Genomic DNA, 18,627 nt, shown 5'->3' with positions numbered 1-18,627 from the left:
TAAGAATAATGGCTATTGAATGGGTAAAAGAAGGCAATTATGAAGATATTATTTATTCTACATACAATGGTATCGCAAAGATTTCGATTAACCGTCCTGAAGTACATAATGCATTCCGTCCTAAAACGGTAATGGAGTTAATCGATGCATTTGCACAAGCACGTGATGATGCAAATGTTGGCGTTATCATTTTAACAGGTGAAGGTGGACGTGCATTCTGTTCTGGCGGCGACCAAAAAGTTCGCGGTCATGGTGGATATGTAGGTGAAGACCAAATCCCACGCTTAAACGTATTAGACTTACAACGTTTAATTCGCGCAATCCCTAAACCAGTTATCGCAATGGTAGCAGGTTATGCAATTGGCGGTGGACACGTACTTCATATCGTATGTGATTTAACAATCGCAGCAGACAACGCTGTATTCGGACAAACTGGTCCTAAAGTAGGTAGCTTTGATGGCGGATACGGAGCTGGTTATTTAGCTCGCATGGTAGGTCATAAGAAAGCTCGTGAAATTTGGTACCTATGCCGTCAATACAGTGCACAAGAAGCATTTGATATGGGCTTAGTAAACACAGTTGTACCATTAGAAGAGCTAGAAGCAGAAACAGTCCAATGGGCAGAAGAAATCTTAGCAAACAGCCCAATGGCACTTCGTTTCTTAAAAGCTGCATTCAATGCAGATACAGACGGTTTAGCTGGTATCCAGCAACTAGCGGGAGACGCAACGTTATTGTACTACACAACTGACGAAGCAAAAGAAGGCCGCGACGCGTTCAAAGAAAAACGCCGTCCAGACTTCGGACAATTCCCTCGTTTTCCGTGATTAAAAGCGGAAGCGGCTCGTTCAGAATGTGAGGGGGATGGAGCTTCTGACGAAGAGGCACAGTTTGCCTCGTAGGAAGCAGCGAAGCCACCGACTATTCTAGCTGCTGTAGCTGGATAAGATTAAAAGCGGAAACAAAAACAAGAGACTTGATTGTACATCAAGTCTCTTTCTTTAATGGAAGGAGAATATGTAATGGAGACAATGCCCAATTGGTTAATGCAACGTTCTTTTTTAACACCAGAGCGCACTGCGATTGAGACAAAAGAGGAGAAGATTACATTTTTAGAACTGCATGAAAAAGTAGGATCTATTTGTGAACACCTTTCATACTTACAGATAGAAAAAGGTCAAAAAGTGGCTGTTCTGATGAAAAATGGTACCCAGATGATTACAGTAATTCACGCCTTATCTTATATTGGGGCAGTAGCTGTACTTCTAAATACACGTCTTTCAAGAGAAGAGCTACTTTGGCAAATGGATGATGCTGAAGTTGTTTGCTTAGTAACGGACCAAGAATTTGAAACAGAACAGGTACTAGTATATGCATTTGAAGAGGTAGTGAACGGACCGAAGAAAACTGCAGTCGTTCAAGAGGAGTTTTCCTTAGAAGAATCGATGACAATTATTTATACGTCAGGAACAACAGGAAAACCGAAAGGGGTTATCTTAACATACGGTAATCACTGGGCGAGTGCTGTTGGATCATCACTTAACTTAGGGCTTCGCGATGATGATTGTTGGTTAGCGTGCATGCCAATGTTTCATGTAGGCGGATTATCTCTGTTAATGAAAAATATTATGTACGGTATGAGGATTTTACTCGTTCCGAAATATGATCCTGATTTCATTCATGAGGCAATAAAAACTCGGGGAATAACAATCATATCTGTCGTTTCTAAGATGTTAATGGACTTATTAGAAAGACTTGGGAAGGAAACATATCCGAGCTCTTTACGTTGCATGTTATTAGGCGGAGGACCAGCACCAAAGCCACTTTTAGAAACATGTGTAACAAAAGGAATCCCTGTGTACCAAACATATGGTATGACAGAAACATCCTCGCAAATTTGCACACTTTCAGCTGATTACATGTTAACGAAAGTTGGTTCAGCAGGAAAACCGCTTTTCTCATGCCAGCTTCGAATTGAGAAGGATGGAGAAGTAGTGCCACCGAATGTTGAAGGAGAGATTGTTGTAAAAGGACCGAATGTGACACATGGCTATTTTAAACGTGAAGACGCAACGCGTGAAACAATAATAGACGGTTGGCTTCATACTGGAGATCTTGGGTATTTAGATGAAGAAGGATTTTTATATGTATTAGATCGTCGTAGTGATCTCATTATTTCAGGCGGAGAAAATATTTATCCAGCGCAAATTGAAGAAGTACTGCTTGCAAATCCTAAAGTGGCGGAAGCTGGAGTTGTTGGGAAAGCAGACGAACAGTGGGGACAAGTGCCTGCTGCGTTTATTGTTAAGGCTGCCGATATAACAGAAGAAGAACTGATTAAATTTTGTGAAGAAAAATTAGCGCGATATAAAGTACCGAGAGAAGTGCATTTCTTACTTGAATTACCACGTAATGCTTCGAAAAAATTGTTAAGACGGGAACTAAGGCACCTGCTGGAGGAGATGTAAATGAGAATTAAAAAGGCGACGCTTTATGTAACAGAAATGCCTCTTGTGATTCCTTTTGCAGCAAGTTACGGAACGTATGAAACGCGGGAAAGTATTGTCATTGAACTTGAGGATACGGACGGATATATCGGGTTTGGGGAAGTTGTTGCGTTCTCAGAACCATGGTATACAGAAGAAACTGCAACAACGGCACTTCATATGCTTCAAGATTTTTTAATACCAGATGTATTGAAAGCTGAAATTACACATCCAAATGAAATTCCGAGTCTCTTTCAGCATATAAAGCGTAACCGTATGGCAAAAGCGGGAATAGAAGGCGCTGTATGGGATTTGTATGCGAAACACGAAAACAGGTCATTAGCGATTTTACTTGGAGGAACACAGTCAGAAATTGAAGTCGGTGTTGTGATTGGGTTAGATACGATTTCTAATATGTTAAAACGAATTGAAATGTATGCAGAAGAAGGATATCAACGTTTTAAGGTGAAAATCAAACCAGAATTTGATTATGAGCTAATAAAGGAAATACGAAGAGTCTTTCCAAAGGTTCCATTAATGGTCGATGCAAATTCAGCGTATACGTTAGGGGATATTGAGCGATTAAAACGATTGGATGAATTTCAGTTAATGATGATTGAACAGCCTTTAGCGGATAACGATTTTCTCGATCACGCTAAGCTCCAAAAACAAATAGAGACACCTATTTGTTTGGACGAGAGTATTCATAGCTTAGAAGATGCAAGAGTAGCGATTACACTTGGAAGCTGCCGCATTATAAATATTAAACCGGGACGAGTTGGCGGTTTAACAGAATCAATCCAAATTCATGATTATTGCAAGGAACATGGTATTCCTGTTTGGTGCGGCGGTATGGTTGAAATGGGGATTTCACGTGCGCAAAATATTGCGTTAGCATCACTCCCAAACTTTACGATTCCGGGTGATATTTCAGCTTCAAGTAGACACTGGGAGCGAGATATTATTTCACCAGAAGTAACATTGCAAGGCGGGAAAGTAATTGTTCCAAAAGAGCTTGGGTTTGGATATGGCGTAAACCGGGAAAGATTAGAAGAGATTACGAGAAAACGGATTGTATGTGAGAGGTGAATGTATGAGGCAGCAGGAAGATATATTGCGGGTTATACAAGCATATTTGTTAAAGGTGTCATTTGTAAAAGTTGCATATATTTTTGGGCCTCACGTAAGGAAAGAAGTAACAGATCAATGTAGTCATCACATTGCGATTGAAACGAAGAATGCTTCGCACAAACAATTTCAATGGTTATGTTTTGAGTTGACAGAAGAGCTGGAGGGAAGGGTGAAATTTGATGTGGTACATTTAAATACACTCTCTAATCAACAACTACAAAAGCGTATATTGCAAGAAGGAAAGTTGTTTGTACAGCGTATATAAAGTGAAACTTTAATCAGTGGGGAGCTTCATCCCTCACTGATTATTAGCCCTCACCAATCGGGCTTTTACGGGCAGTTCATCACCTGCTTAACTTCTTTGCTTTCACTGAATGAGGTGGGAGTGTTACTGCCCACAAATAGCGGGATAAAGAGCCTACGATGATTCAATTATCGTAGGTTCTTTTGTGATTCGCAGGCATTGCATTCTTTATTGATGGTTTATCAGTAAATCCAAGGTCTCGTTGTATCTTTTCGTAAAACAAGCCTGTTTTTGGGAAAAACAAGCTCCCGATTTCCCATGTAAACATAATATAAATTGAATCCGCTCATTTAGCACATGATAGGATCCCCTTGTTGTTACGAATGATACTAAAGGAGGAATAGAGTAATGAGTGATAAGTGCGATGACAGATGCGATGACAGACATGAACATCACCATAGACACATAAGACACGGCTGTGGAGGCGGTTTTGCGCTTCTAATCGTATTGTTTATTTTATTGATTATCATCGGTGCTAGCTGCTTCGGTGGTGGCTACGGTGGCGGTTGTGGATATGGCGGCGGCTATGGTGGCTTTGGTGGTGGTTACGGATACTGCTAACAAAAACTATTGAGAATAGCCTTGTGCGCATGCACAAGGCTATTTTATTCACAATTTAAGGCGTTGTGATAATTTATTCATGTAAAGGGAACGGATTAAAAAGAAGAAAATAATCTCGATCATCCCAAATAGGACTAATACGAATAATAATTCTTTTAATAATGAAAATGAGTATATAAATTGTAAAAATTTAATAGCGAATATCGTATGGATAACAGCAACAATATAAGGTACGAAGAATAGGATTGCCAGTTGAATTGTTGCCGAACGAGCCATTTCGTTTTCTGTTAATCCAATTTTCGTAATGGTAATATACTTCTGTTCTTCTCTTGTTAGGTCGTTATACATTCGAAAGTATAAAACGCTAGCTGCACCCATAAAGAAGATGACGCCGAGAAATGCACCGATAAAGAAACCAGAAACATTATTTTGTTTACTATATTGCAACTCATCACTAGCTGTAACTATTTGGAATGGAGCGACCTTTTCGATGCCATTTTTTTGTTCTTCTGGTTTAATAATATTGTCTCTATCCTCGTTCGTTACTTTTAAAATATTTGTTGTTGGTAAAAGGGCCTGTTCCCAGTTTTCTACTATATAATTATAAATTGTCATCGTTTCGATATGAGGAATCATAGTTTCCACTACATAATCTTGCATAACAATAATATAGGGAAGAGCAAACCTTGGCTCAATTGCTTGTTCAGAAAAGCCCTTTATACGAAATGTTTTTTTATTAGATTCGATCGTAATATTTTCTCGCTTTCCAAAAGGATGCATGATTAAACTTCCTGTAGCTTTTGAATACTCCGAAACAATATAGGTTTCGGATTCATTCAGCTGAATCGTGGATCTGTTTAATAGTGTAGAAAGCTGGTTATAATCACTTTCTTTCATAATGACAATATCAATATCCAAAACCTGATCCTTTAACACGGTGAATTTGTGTTTTTTATACTGAAATTCGTGATTTGTTAACTCTCTTTCGATTGTATCCGTATGCTTTTTTTCAAAAGAATTTTTATCATCAGATATATACGTGAAAGGAAACGGATAATCTGCTAGAATTACTGCTTTTGTGTAATTATTCATTGCAAAAAGTGATGTGATAATCGTGAATGTAAGCGCAGATAGCATAGTAACGATAAAAAGCATATTAATATTACCACGTGTACGTGTTGCTAAATCCGAGATCCAAAGCATATTAATTTTTTTCATATAAAAACGGCGTCTCTTTTTTAACAACCAAATGAAAAGAAAAAGTGTTTGTGAAAACAGTAAATAGGTTCCAATTGTTACAAGTGGAATGATAGATAATGGTGGAACAATGGCAAATCCGCTTCGAACCGTTTTCTCTGATACATAACTTTCTGGAACACCAGCGATATAATAGCACCCTATTAAACAAGCCACTCCAAAAAGAGAAATAAGAATAGAAGGGCGTCTCTCTTTTTTTTGTGGACCGTCATCTTTTATTAAACGCATTGTTTTGCGCGTGCGAATTAATATAGGTGTGAAAGTAGAAACAATCAAAAATAAAATGATAAATGTTATGGTCGTTATGATAATCGCTTTTGTTGGCCAATATAAATAAAGCCCTTTTACACCCGTTAATTTAGAAGTAACTAGTAGAAAAAAGTTAGAAAACACAAGGCCAACTTGAATACCGGAAAAAATTGCTAATATTCCAATCATCATATTTTCCATAAATACAAGCCGCTTTAATTGTTTCTTTGAAATGCCAAGAATGGTCAAAATACCGAATTGCTTTTTACGTACTTTTAAAAATGCTCCTATAGAATAAAGGAGAAAAAAGAACGAAAACATGATGATGACAAATTGGGCCATCCCAATTAAATTCATCAGTGGTCCTCGCTCTTGTAAGTCTTGTAAACGTGGGTGATACGAATACACAGTAAATGAAAAGAAAACCATAATTGAAAATACACTGCTTACAAAATAGGCAAAGTATGCTTTTGAATTACGAGAGACATTTTTAAATGCAAACTGCCAAAATGTCATCCGCGTCGTCCGCCTAGTAACGCTAATACATCTAATATTTCTTGATAGAACTTCTCTCTATAAAGCCCTCGGTGTAATTCGTTGTAAAGTTCACCGTCTTTAATAAAAATTACACGGTTGCAGTAACTAGCAGCGAATGGATCATGTGTCACCATTAAAATCGTTGCTTGTTCTTCTTTATTTAACTTTGTAAAAAGTTCCATTACGTCGATTGCTGCTTTTGAATCTAAATTTCCTGTAGGCTCATCAGCAAGCAAGAGTGATGGATTATGAATAACAGCGCGAGCTACTGCAGTGCGCTGAGCTTGTCCACCAGAAACTTCAAAAATCCGCTTGTCTAAAATGTGGTCAATCCCAAGTTTCTTTGAAACAATATCTAATCTCTTATCCATTTCTTTTAGCGGAACATTGTCTAACGTTAATGGTAATACGATATTTTCACCAATTGTTAACGTATCTAATAAGTTAAAGTTTTGAAAAACAAACCCTAGTTCTTGGCGGCGGAAAACAGCTAGTTTTTCCCTGCGGAATGTGTGCGGCTGTTTCCCATTAATAAAAACTTCGCCTGCAGTAGGAGAATCGATTGTTGAAATTACATTTAAGAAAGTAGATTTACCGCTTCCTGAAGGCCCCATAATTGCGACAAATTCTCCTTTATCTACATGTAAATTAATATTTTTTAAAGCGGTATAAGGGACTTTGCCCTCATACACTTTAGAGACATTTTTAATGTGTAAGACTTCTTCCATAAAGAATCACCTTTCTATTTTTTAAAGACTAATATGCCGAGATAGTTTTTGCATATATAAGGAACGAATTAACAAGAAAAAGATAATTTCAACCGTTCCAAATATCGTAAGAACAACTGTAATTTCAGCAAATAATGATAGATTTATGACTTCTTGTAGCATTTTTGTAGCAAACATTGTATGAATGGAAGCCATGATGTACGGAACGAAGAATAAGATCGCTAGCTGAATGGTAGCGGAACGCTTCATTTCAGATTCTGTTAACCCGATTTTTGTAATCGTAATATATTTTTCTTGTTCACTTGTTAAGTCCGTATACATACGGAAGTAAAGGACACTCCCGGCACCAATGAAGAAAATGACGCCAAGGAAAGTACCAATAAAGAAGAATGAAGCGGCGCCTAGTTTAATTTGGTATAGCGTATCACTCGCTTCCCACATGATATATAAAGGTTCTTTAGATGCGATACTTTTTCGATCTTTTTCCAATTTATTAATATATTCTTCAGCGATTATATATGTCTTTTCCCAGTCTTGTACTTGAAAGTTATACAGTGTCATATGTCTCATGTTATTCGATAAAGCATGTACTGTATCATCAGATAAAATTAGTAATTGTGGTGTCAGACCAGCTGGTGTTACGCTAAAATTCTCATAATCTTTTACATGTAATGTAAGTGAATTTTGCGAAAGTGTAATGTTTTTTTGTTTGAAATCTTCTTGCAGTGGACTCAATATGTTTTGATATCCATATCCAGGTAGGATATATGTTTCATTCTCTTTTACGAAAAGGTGCTTGAGGTGTAAAGCAGTCGCAAGTTTATTATAGTCACTTTCTTTTAATACATATGCTTCTCTTTCATAAGGAGTGGTTTTGTCCTTTTGTAATGAAACTGCATATAAGTCTGTTTTGAACTTTTTATAGGTAAATTGTTCTTCGCTAAGTCGTTTTTCTAACCAGTCCATATGCTGTGAAGCAAGTGGATTGGCATCGTATGAAATATAGGTGAACGGGAATGGATTATTTTTGGCAACATCCAACTTTATGAATTTCCCAAACCCATATATGAATGTAATCATTGTAAATGCGAGAGTAGATAGCATAGCTACAATAAAAAGCATATTAATATTTGTTCGAATACGGCTTGCCAAATCTGAAATCCACAGCATATTAATTCGCTTCATGTAAAATTTTCGTCTTTTTTTCAAAATCCGAATGAGCAGGAAGCAAATTTGTGAAAAGAAAAAGTATGTTCCAATTGCCACAAGTGACGGAATGACGAAAATGCTAGAAAACATGTAAATCGATCCTATCTTTGGATCTAAAGATAGAAAGAACATTGGATTTCCGGCTAGTATATATCCCGACAGCAAACATAGAGCACCAAATAAAGAAATAAGGATAGAAGGTTTTTGCTCTTTTTGCTTTACTTTTCCTTCTTTTAAAAGGCGTACTGCTTTTCTTGTTCGGATGAGCATAGGAGTAAAAGCAGAAACAACGATAAAGAGTCCAAGGAAGATTGTTGCAGTTAAAAGGATGGCCCCTGAAGGCCAATATAAATACAATCCTGGGACGTGTGTGATTTTTCCTGTTACTAACAAGAAAAATTGTGAGAATACGAGTCCAAGTTGAATGCCAACAAAGATGGACAATATCCCAATCAACATATTTTCCATAAAAACAAGACGTTTTAATTGCCTTCTCGATATTCCTAAAACGGTTAAAACTCCAAATTGTTTTTTACGAACTTTTAAGAAAGTACCGATGGAATAAAGCAGAAAGAAAAAGGAAAAGCACACAATGACCACTTCTGAAAATATCATTAACCCTGTAATTCCATCAACTGTACTAAAATTTTGTAGCCGAGGATGAAATAAATACACCGCAAATGAGAAGAAAATCGCAATGGAAAACGCACTGCTTAAAAAATAGGCAAAATAAGCACGGGAATTTCGCGTTACGTTTTTAAATGCAAACTGCCAAAAAGTCATGCTGTATACCTCCAAATCGAAGATATAGATGTAGTCATGTTGCAAAAAATGTATGAGAGTGAGTTCTCATACATTTCGCTGAAATTGTGTATGTTCATTCTTCAATCACCTTCCCCGAGCCGTCTGCTTGATGATTTAAAGCATTATGGAAGATGATCTTAATGCTAGTCCCTTTACCTACTTCAGAGTCTAACTTCACGGAATGACCTAAATAAGAGCAAATTTTACTGACAATATAAAGCCCCATACCAGTTGATTCTCCGAAAGTACGTCCATTTTTCCCTGTATAAAATGGTTCAAATACTCTTCGGACATCTTCCTGCGGGATACCAACCCCTTCATCACGAATTTCCAAAATAATATCTTTCCCATTTCGATAGCCAGATAAGAAGACTTTTTTGCCTCGCTCGCCAGAATAGCGAACCGCATTCGTCATTAACTGATAAATAATGAATTTCAGCCACTTTGCATCAGAAGCAACCATAAGATCAGAATGAACTTCTAGAACAGGGAATACACCGTTACGAATAAAGAGTTCTTTTAAGCCGTTAATATTTTTTGTTACGGCATCCTTTAGTGAAATCGTTTCTACATGGAAGTCTTCGTGGAAGTTATTGAGTCTCGCCATATATAACGCCATATCAAGTCCTTGATTTAATCTTTCTAGTTCTTTCTTAAACTTGGGAATGAGATGTTCATCTTCCATTTCTAGTACCATCAGCTGCATAATAGAAACTGGCGTTTTCATTTGATGTACCCAGTGATTAATAAACAATTGGTGTTCTTGTTGTTTGACTTCATATGATTGCAGTTCTTTTTGGAATAGACGATATTGAGTCCGAACAAGCTCATTTACGCCGTGTGGCATAGGTGCGGTCGCTCTTTCAATAAACGCATCTTCCATTTTTTCCGGTGGCTCACTTAATCTGTGATACATTCTGCGGTTGCGAACATAACGATAAGCAAGGAAGCAAATAAATAAATATAAACTTAATACGATGAAATAAAATTTATTGTTTTGAAATCCATCAACTGCATCATAGAGAATAAAAATGATACCGAAATTTAATGCATATAATAGAAAAAATACAAAATGATCACGCAAAAATAACTTCATGCTTATTCACTCCAAGTTGCGTTAAAACGATACCCTAATCCGCGTACTGTTTCAATTGCGTTTTCAATACCAAGCTCATTAAATTTCTTACGAAGACGTGTAATGTTTACGTTTAACGTGTTTTCTTCAACGAAGCTTTCATCATCCCAAAGCGCAGCTAATAGATCTTCGCGGTTTGCTGTACGAGGGTGTTTCGATAATAACATTTCAGCTAAGATAGCTTCTTTCTTTGTAAGAAGAACTTGCTCACTTCCAAAATGGATTTCTGGTCGTTCAGGGAATAATTTTAAACCTTCCACTTCAACAATACGCTCCGAAATATTTGGTGCATAGTCACCATAAATGCGACGTAATTGTCCTTTAATTTTCGCCATAACAACATCGTAGTGGAATGGTTTTGTAATATAATCATCTGCACCGCTTTCAATTGCCATAATTTGTTCCATCTCACCAGCGCGTGCAGAAATAAAAATAATCGGACAAGTAGATTCGTGACGAATTTGACGGCACCAGTAGAAACCATCGAATTTTGGTAAGTTTACATCAAGCAATACAAGATGTGGTTTCACTCTATTAAAAGAATCCATAATATCATCAAAGTTATCAGCAACAACAGCTTCATAACCGTATTTTTGAATGTGAGACTGAAGTAAAGATGAGATATTTGGATCGTCTTCAACGATTAAAATTTTATACATAGTTATTCCTCCTAAAAAACAATTGTAGCTATAGTGTACCATGTGTTTCTTGTCTTTTCATTATGTTGAAACGAGCGCTAGTAAACAGTATAGGGCAAAAGTGGAAAAAGCAAAAAGAAATGTGGATATAATTGACAATTTATAGTTTTTATTTTAACATTTAGATAAATATCTAAATGTCTAATTATTGAAAGGAAGAAAGGCATTGAACCAAGCATTTAAAGCATTAGCAGATCCAACAAGACGAAAAATATTAGATTTATTAAAAGAAGGCGATTTAACAGCTGGAGAAATCGCCGAGCACTTCAATATGACAAAGCCGAGTATTTCGCATCATTTAAATGCACTTAAAAACGCGGAACTCATTCAAGATGAAAAAAGAGGGCAATTTGTTGTGTATTCCTTAAACACAACCGTTTTTCAAGATTTATTAACTTGGGTGTTTACGTTTACGAATAAAGGGGGAGAGGGGAAATGAAAAAGCATCTTTTTGCAATTATATTAATTCTTACAACTTGCTTAATATGGGCAATTTCTTGGCCATACTTGCCAGATACAATCGCAACCCATTGGAGCGGCGGGACTGCTGATGGATTTTCATCGAAATTAACTGGAATGATGTCTATGGTTGGTATCATGATTGGTTGTTATGTATTTCTAAATGTTTTACAAAAAATTGATCCAAAGAAAGAAAACTATGAAAAGTTTTCTAAAGCTTTGATGATGATAAATAATAGCCTGCTAGTTGTCTTATTTATCGGAAACATAGATATCATTACAAATGGCTTAGGTTATAAATTATTTATTAATCGGGTCCCCGAATTACTTGTTGGAATTTTATTTTTAATTATTGGTAATTATTTACCGCAGTGTAAACCGAATTTCTTTGTGGGTATGCGTAACCCATGGACGTTAAGCAATGAAGAAGTATGGCGCAAAACACATCGCTTTAGCGGAAAAGTATTTGTAGCTTTAGGACTTATGATGATGGTAAGTATTGTTGTGCCAGCTGAATGGAGATCTTATATGATGCTTACAATGATATTAATTGCTGTGGTGTTGACGAATGGATATTCTTATATTTTATATAAAAAGGAACAATTATAAATAGTAGATACGATTCTGTAAGGACGTTTGCAAGTAATGATATGTGGTAAGGATGAAGTCTTATTGCGTATCATTTTAGTTATTTAGGTCTGAATATTCAGTCTTGGTATACGCGAGTTTAAATCGTTTGGGGGAGAGGGCATGTTAGAAATCATAAATTTTAGCAAAACCTACAAAGGTGGCAAAAAAGCAGTAGATGATTTGAGTTTAACTGTTCAAGCGGGAGATATTTTTGGATTTATAGGACATAACGGCGCTGGGAAAAGTACGACGATTAAGTCGCTAGTAGGTGTTATAGACTTTGAGGAGGGCGAAATTTTTGTTGATGGACATTCAGTAAAAAAGGACCCGATTACGTGTAAGAAGGTCATGGCATACATTCCTGATAATCCAGATTTATATGAACAACTAACAGGGATTCAATATTTGAACTTTGTGGCGGATGTTTTTGGGGTGTCTGTAAAGGACAGAGAAGAACGGATACAAACATATGGAGATGCTTTTGAGATTACACCATATTTGGGGGATTTAATATCCTCCTACTCACACGGTATGAAACAAAAAGTAGCGATTATATCAGCAGTTGTGCATCATCCCAAATTATTAGTTTTAGATGAGCCTTTTGTTGGTCTCGATCCAAAGGCGGCTCTTGTACTTAAGGGGATGATGAAGGAACTTTGTGAATCAGGCAGTGCGATTTTCTTTTCTACTCATGTATTAGATGTAGCAGAGAAGTTATGCAATAAGATAGCGATGATTCATAAAGGGAAACTAGCAATCTCGGGGGAAGTAAAGTCTTTAATCAAGGGGAATTCATTAGAAGAGCTCTTTATGAAGGTGCTTGCTAATGAAGAATAATACGCTAGCGCTTTTAAAAATCCGTCTGATAACGCAGCTTGGTCTAAATACTTTCAAGTATGAAAAAGATAAGAAAAAGAAGCAGAGTAAAATTTTAATTTCAGTATCAATCGCCTTGGTTGCTGCTCTTTTGATGCTATATTGTGGAGGCGCGGCATATGGATTAATCAAACTGGGGATAGGGGAAATCATTCCAGTTTATGCATTCGTTATTAGCAGTATATTAGTTTTGTTTTTCACTATGTTTAAGGCGAATGGTGAAATTTTTGCCTTTAAGGATTATGATTTTGTCATGTCTTTACCGATTCGTGTAGATACGATTATCGCTAGTAGATTTTTGTATTTGTACGTATTAAATACTGTCTTTTCAATGATCATCATGCTGCCGATGGGGATTATTTATTGTATATATGAGAATCCATCAATATCTTTCTATGTAATGTGGATCATAACTCTGTTTACAGTATCTTTAATTCCAACAACAATTGCGGCTGTTTTTGGTGCATGCATTACGGCGATAGCATCTAAGTTTAGACATGCGAATCGAGTCACTACTGTTTTAAGTTTTATGGCAATTATTATATTTGGCTACTTTATGTTCAAGCAGGGAAATGCGAAATATAGTTTTACTGACTTAGAAGGGATTGGAGCAATCGTTTCAGAGCAATTGACTAAAGTGTATCCGCTAGCTAACATTTTTCAAAAAGCAATTGTCGATGCGAATATAGGAGCTTTTATTCTTTTTGTCAGCATATCAGTTATTTGGTATTATCTTTTTGTAAAAATACTCTCTTTCAAATATAAGCAAATCAATACAGGAGTTTCTACGTACCATACGCGTTCCGATTACAAGATTGATCATATGAAGAAAGAAAAAGTGTTGATTGCATTATATAAAAAAGAACGGAAGCGTTTCTTTTCTTCTACAGTATATGTGATTAATATCGGTATGGGAGTTGTCATGGCAGTCATATTCTCACTTGCAGTCGTTATAGTAGGGCCAAGTCAATTTATTGGATATCCTGGAATCGAAACGCTTTTACAAAAGGTTGCTCCATTTGTTATTTCAGCAATGATTGCAATGACGTGTACAACGTGTGTGTCATTATCGCTCGAGGGGAAAAACGTATGGATTATCAAGTCATTGCCTCTTACACCGAAAATGATCTATGACAGTAAGATTCTCATGAATCTTTCACTCAGCATACCTACATCAATTATTAGCGCTATCCTTATGATTATAGGTTTAAAGCCAGGTATTTGGACTTCAATTTTAATCGTAATTACCCCAATCACATATTCTTTTTTTTCAGCAGTATGGGGTGTTTTTATTAATAACCGATTTGCTTATTATGATTGGGTATCAGAAACCCAAGTAGTGAAACAGAGTATGGGAGCTGTTCTTGGTATGCTTGGAGGCATGATTCTGGCAGTCATTCCTGCCTTTCTTATAGGTACTGCTGTGATATCAAACTATAGAATGTTTACTTTTGTAGTTGTTGTAATGATTTCGATTATGACTGCAGTGTTGTATAGCAATGAGTCTAAAAGAAGGATAAAGTGAAGCATTAGTCTAAAAAAGCTGTCTCCAAAAGGGTGTTAAAAATGACCTTTTGGGACAGCTTCTTTACTTTAATAATCAACTAGGAATATATTACCTTTTCACAACTGGTATCCATATTTCACTTTTAAAAGTAGATGAAGTCACATCTTTATTTTCATTCCATAGGATTTCCGGTCCTTCCATTTGTTCATAATTCGAAGATGGAAACCACTCGGAATAAATACGTCCCCATATATTTTGCAATGCATTAGGAAATGGCCCAATTGCTTCAAATATAGCCCATGTTGAGACAGGAACTTCAAGTTGCTTGAACTGCTCTGGACAAGTTTTCGTTGTTGCGACGCCAATATAGTGATCAAGTTCTCCTTTTTCCTCCATTCTCCCTTCAGAAAAATTGGTAGAAGCACTGATGAGTCCTGTAGGATCCACATTCGAAAGGGTCTTTAATGTGTGAATCGATTGACTGTCTAAGCTTTTCCACATAGAAGCAATTTCTTGATTTACACCACTAAAAATAATCGGTACTCGTTTCTTTATACCAACGATGCGAAACGTCTCTTTTTTTTCGATTCGATAGTTCATTTCATTTCCTCCTTTAATGGATAACTGGAAGGTCATTCGTGAGTAAGCCTTAAGGGTATGGCTGCTATTTCTAGCCTCTGACGGTGTTATCCCATGCAGATTTTGAAATGCACGTGAAAAGGAATCTGGCGAGTTGTATCCATATTTTATAGCGATATCAATGACTTTTACATTGCTAGCATTTAGCTCAAATGCTGCAAGAGTAAGGCGTCTACAACGAATATATTCTGAAAGCGACGTGCCTGAAAGGAAGGAAAACATTCTTTTAAAATGGTATTCCGAGCAGAAAGCTAGCCTAGCCACTTCTTTAAAGTCAATGTCATTCGTAAGATTGTCTTCAATATACTGTATTGCTGCATTCATATTTTTAAGCGAATCCATCATATGACCTCCTTTGTTAATAGAATAGCAGGAATGAAATAACCTCATCCGACATTTCGTGCACAATTATATAGGGTACCTTACAGAAATGTAATGTTTCTGTAAGGAGAATGAATGGATGGCTATTTATCCCAATGCTATAGTAGCAAAGTAGTTATTTCATGAAGTTAAATGTCCATGTCTTCTGCTAAGTAGCCTTACATAACTGTCATGTTTGTGTAAGAAACATCGATAGTGGCAAGAGTAGGAGTTAGATATAGTGAAAATAGAGAATAGAAGAAGTGAGGGATATAGAGATGAAAACAGTGTTAGAAGCGAAAAATATTAAAAAAGTATATGATACAGGTGGAAATAAATTTGAAGCGTTAAAAGGTATTAACTTACAAGTGCAAGAAGGTGAATTCGTTGGAATTATGGGACCTTCTGGATCTGGTAAAACGACTCTTTTAAATGTTCTTTCTACAATTGATAATGCAACGAGCGGTGAGATTTTAATTGATGGGAAAGACATTGTGAAAATGAATGATGATAAATTAGCATTGTTCCGCCGTGATCATTTAGGATTCATTTTCCAAGATTATAACTTATTAGATACGCTAACGGTGAAAGAGAACATTGCATTGCCACTTGCGTTATCAAAAGTGAAAGCGAATGAAATTGATCGCCGCGTTCTTGAGATTGCGAAGAAGTTCGGCATCGATCATATTTTAAGTCAATTTCCATACCAAGTATCTGGTGGACAGAAGCAGCGCTGCGCAGCATCACGTGCAATCGTTACAAATCCAAGTATGATTTTTGGGGATGAGCCAACAGGAGCACTTGATTCCAAATCAGCAACAGACTTATTAGAAAGTATGAAGTCATTAAATGAATATGATAATTCAACAATTTTAATGGTAACGCATGATGCGTTTGCGGCAAGTTATTGTAAACGTGTTATCTTCATTAAAGACGGTGAGTTATATAAAGAATTGCACCGCGGGGAATTAACTCGTAAACAATTCTTCCAACAAGTAGTAGACGTAATGTCCGCAATTTCCGGAGGTGCCATGGATGACGTTATCTAGCATTGCCCTCCGCAATATACAGCGGAACTTTAAGGATTATTTTTTATATTTTGCATCTATGATCTTTAGCATCGTCATTTATTTTACATTTAAAGCGCTGCAATATAATTCACAAATGGAAAAAGCAGCGGAAGGATCTAAGAAAATTAGCGGAGCATTCCAAGTTTCCAGTGTGATGCTGATTATTTTCGTAGCGGTATTTATTATATACTCTAACGGGTTCTTTACACGGAAACGTAAAAAAGAAGTTGGATTATATTCACTGCTTGGTATTCGAAAAAGACAAATCGGTAAAATGTTATTTTATGAAAATATGTTGATGGGCTTAATGTCATTAGTAATCGGGATTGCGATTGGTAGTGTACTGTCGAAGTTGTTCCTTGAATTGTTAGTAAGTATGATGGGACTGAATTTAAATGTTCATTTTGAAGTACCAATGTCTGCAATTATTGATACGGCAATTATCTTTTTTGTGATTATCCTTTATACATCACTTCAAGGATATCGTTTAATCTATCGCTTTAAATTAATTGAACTTTTCCGTGCAGAACGTGAAGGAGAAACGATGCCAAAAGGATCAATGAGTATGGCATTGATTTCAGTGTTCTTAATCGGTTCTGGCTATTTCTTATCACTGATGTATATTAAAGCAATTAAATATATAGACTTTATGACAGTTGCGCTTTATATTTTACTTGCAACAGTACTTGGTACGTACTTACTATTCATGTTCTTTACAGTATTTGTATTAAAACGAGCAAGACATAAGAAATCATCTTTCTATAACGGTATGAACATGGTAACGACGTCACAGTTACTGTACCGCATTAAAGGAAATGCAAAATCTCTAGCAACTATTGCAATATTAAGTGCGGTAACATTAACGGCAGTTGGTACGTCTGTTACGATGTATTACAACACGTTTAAACAAACGAAAGATTATGCGCCGCACAGTTATTCTTACGAGAAAAAGGATGCGGCACTTGATAATAAAGTAAATGCGATTTTGGGTGAAGAGAAACAGAAGCATCCTGTAACGAACCAATTCGAAATAGAAATGGTTCCTGTTAAAGGAAAGTTTGAAGGCGAAAAAGCAGATATGGGTATGAATACAAATTATTTAGTTACCGAGAAATATCAGCTTGTATCGCAATCAGCATTTAATAACATAGCAAAGAATATGGATATAGAGGCTGTAAGTTTGGCGGCTAACGAGGCATTCGTATTTGATGGTATGTATATTGAAGGGCATGAGTTCAGCACTGTATATAAAGGGAATAAAGCGGTATTCCCGATTGGTAATGAAGCGAAAACATTAACGATTAAAGGTGCTGAAGGACGTAATATAACGAACTTAGGAGAACTATTCGTTGTTGTACCAGATGAAGTATATAAGAGTGCGAAGGCAGTAGCTGACACACGTATCGTTAAAAATATCGATGTAAAAGATGAGAGGAATAGTAAAGTGCTAACAGAGAAATTAAAGAAAGTGATGCCAGCTGGAGAATCAGAAGTTGCGCGACCTTTCAATGATTTCTACACGGGTTTCCATGGTATGCTGGAAGCAACAGGATTAATGATGTTTATCGGTCTATTCTTAGGACTTGTCTTCTTACTAGCAACAGGCTCTATCATTTACTTCAAACAGCTAACAGAAGCAAGTGCAGACCGCGATCGTTACGTTGTACTACGTAAAGTCGGGGTTACAAAACAAGAAATGAAAAAGGCAATTGCGAAACAAGTAAGCTTTATCTTTGCAATTCCATTAGTAGTAGGGATTTGCCACAGCTTATTTGCATTAAAAGGATTATCAACGTTAATGCCATATGAAATTTTGATTCCGTTATTAATGAGTATTGGTGTGTATAGCGTCATTTATATTGGATATTACTTCTTAACAGTTCGTTCTTATTACAAGATCGTGAGCTCGAAGTAATGAAAGGAGCAGCTATCGCTAGAAGCGATAGCTGCTTTATTACATCTTCATAAAATCTTAAGAAATTCCCAT

17 protein-coding genes are annotated in these 18,627 nt (G+C 36.5%); 11 read left to right on the top strand and 6 right to left on the bottom strand.

Annotated elements, in window-relative coordinates:
- Positions 1-8: 8 nt before the first annotated feature.
- The 5 genes from menB to C564_RS0105060 all read left to right on the top strand — a co-directional run bounded on the left by menB (position 9) and on the right by C564_RS0105060 (position 4,482).
- A complete protein-coding gene (menB, locus tag C564_RS0105080) occupies positions 9-827 on the top strand; it encodes a 1,4-dihydroxy-2-naphthoyl-CoA synthase (protein WP_018764642.1) in 819 nt (272 codons plus the stop codon).
- A 195-nt stretch (positions 828-1,022) separates the two neighbouring features.
- A complete protein-coding gene (locus C564_RS0105075; protein ID WP_018764641.1) occupies positions 1,023-2,468 on the top strand; it encodes an o-succinylbenzoate--CoA ligase in 1,446 nt (481 codons plus the stop codon).
- The gene (menC, locus tag C564_RS0105070; protein WP_018764640.1) at positions 2,469-3,575 is read left to right on the top strand and encodes an o-succinylbenzoate synthase; all 1,107 of its coding nucleotides are present in this window, start codon (positions 2,469-2,471) and stop codon (positions 3,573-3,575) included.
- Positions 3,576-3,579: 4 nt separating this feature from the next.
- Entirely contained in the window at positions 3,580-3,882 is a 303-nt protein-coding gene (locus C564_RS0105065) for a hypothetical protein (protein ID WP_018764639.1), read from the top strand.
- Between the two features lie 387 nt (positions 3,883-4,269).
- Complete coding sequence (locus C564_RS0105060) at positions 4,270-4,482, top strand: YjcZ family sporulation protein (protein WP_018764638.1); 213 nt, start codon at positions 4,270-4,272, stop codon at positions 4,480-4,482.
- Positions 4,483-4,530: 48 nt separating this feature from the next.
- Here C564_RS0105060 and C564_RS0105055 read toward each other — a convergent pair whose 3' ends face one another.
- The 5 genes from C564_RS0105055 to C564_RS0105035 form a co-directional block, all read right to left on the bottom strand.
- The gene (locus tag C564_RS0105055; RefSeq protein WP_018764637.1) at positions 4,531-6,504 is read right to left on the bottom strand and encodes an FtsX-like permease family protein; all 1,974 of its coding nucleotides are present in this window, start codon (positions 6,502-6,504) and stop codon (positions 4,531-4,533) included.
- Positions 6,501-7,253 carry an ABC transporter ATP-binding protein gene (locus C564_RS0105050; protein ID WP_003208840.1) on the bottom strand — a complete coding sequence of 251 codons (753 nt, stop codon included), beginning with the start codon at positions 7,251-7,253 and terminating at the stop codon, positions 6,501-6,503. Before C564_RS0105050 ends, C564_RS0105055 begins: the two co-directional genes overlap by 4 nt.
- A gap of 21 nt (positions 7,254-7,274) precedes the next feature.
- The gene (locus C564_RS0105045; protein WP_018764636.1) at positions 7,275-9,245 is read right to left on the bottom strand and encodes an FtsX-like permease family protein; all 1,971 of its coding nucleotides are present in this window, start codon (positions 9,243-9,245) and stop codon (positions 7,275-7,277) included.
- A 94-nt stretch (positions 9,246-9,339) separates the two neighbouring features.
- Positions 9,340-10,362, bottom strand: a complete 1,023-nt coding sequence (locus tag C564_RS0105040; protein WP_018764635.1) for a sensor histidine kinase — start codon at positions 10,360-10,362, stop codon at positions 9,340-9,342.
- A gap of 2 nt (positions 10,363-10,364) precedes the next feature.
- Positions 10,365-11,060, bottom strand: coding sequence for a response regulator transcription factor (locus C564_RS0105035; RefSeq protein WP_003201435.1), 696 nt, complete (start codon positions 11,058-11,060; stop codon positions 10,365-10,367).
- Between the two features lie 205 nt (positions 11,061-11,265).
- Here C564_RS0105035 and C564_RS0105030 point away from each other — a divergent pair, with 205 nt between their 5' ends.
- From C564_RS0105030 to C564_RS0105015, 4 genes are all read left to right on the top strand, one after another.
- Entirely contained in the window at positions 11,266-11,538 is a 273-nt protein-coding gene (locus tag C564_RS0105030) for an autorepressor SdpR family transcription factor (RefSeq protein WP_018764634.1), read from the top strand.
- Complete coding sequence (locus C564_RS0105025) at positions 11,535-12,167, top strand: SdpI family protein (RefSeq protein ID WP_018764633.1); 633 nt, start codon at positions 11,535-11,537, stop codon at positions 12,165-12,167. Before C564_RS0105030 ends, C564_RS0105025 begins: the two co-directional genes overlap by 4 nt.
- A gap of 141 nt (positions 12,168-12,308) precedes the next feature.
- Positions 12,309-13,025 (top strand): ABC transporter ATP-binding protein, encoded by a 717-nt coding sequence (locus C564_RS0105020; protein WP_018764632.1) that lies wholly within the window; start codon positions 12,309-12,311, stop codon positions 13,023-13,025.
- Positions 13,015-14,589, top strand: a complete 1,575-nt coding sequence (locus C564_RS0105015; protein ID WP_018764631.1) for a putative ABC transporter permease subunit — start codon at positions 13,015-13,017, stop codon at positions 14,587-14,589. The genes C564_RS0105020 and C564_RS0105015 overlap by 11 nt, the downstream gene beginning before the upstream one ends.
- Positions 14,590-14,679: 90 nt before the next feature.
- Here the strand turns inward: C564_RS0105015 and C564_RS0105010 are convergent, their stop codons facing one another.
- On the bottom strand, positions 14,680-15,552 hold the full coding sequence (locus C564_RS0105010) for an AraC family transcriptional regulator (protein WP_018764630.1): 873 nt from the start codon (positions 15,550-15,552) through the stop codon (positions 14,680-14,682).
- A 296-nt stretch (positions 15,553-15,848) separates the two neighbouring features.
- Here C564_RS0105010 and C564_RS0105005 point away from each other — a divergent pair, with 296 nt between their 5' ends.
- Both C564_RS0105005 and C564_RS0105000 read left to right on the top strand, forming a co-directional pair.
- Entirely contained in the window at positions 15,849-16,619 is a 771-nt protein-coding gene (locus C564_RS0105005; RefSeq protein ID WP_003201420.1) for an ABC transporter ATP-binding protein, read from the top strand.
- The gene (locus C564_RS0105000) at positions 16,606-18,555 is read left to right on the top strand and encodes an ABC transporter permease (protein ID WP_018764629.1); all 1,950 of its coding nucleotides are present in this window, start codon (positions 16,606-16,608) and stop codon (positions 18,553-18,555) included. Before C564_RS0105005 ends, C564_RS0105000 begins: the two co-directional genes overlap by 14 nt.
- Positions 18,556-18,627 lie beyond the last annotated feature (72 nt).

The sequence above is a fragment of the Bacillus sp. 105MF genome (genome assembly GCF_000374885.1).
GTDB lineage: Bacteria > Bacillota > Bacilli > Bacillales > Bacillaceae_G > Bacillus_A > Bacillus_A pseudomycoides.
This window is presented reverse-complemented; position numbering and strand designations above follow the sequence as displayed.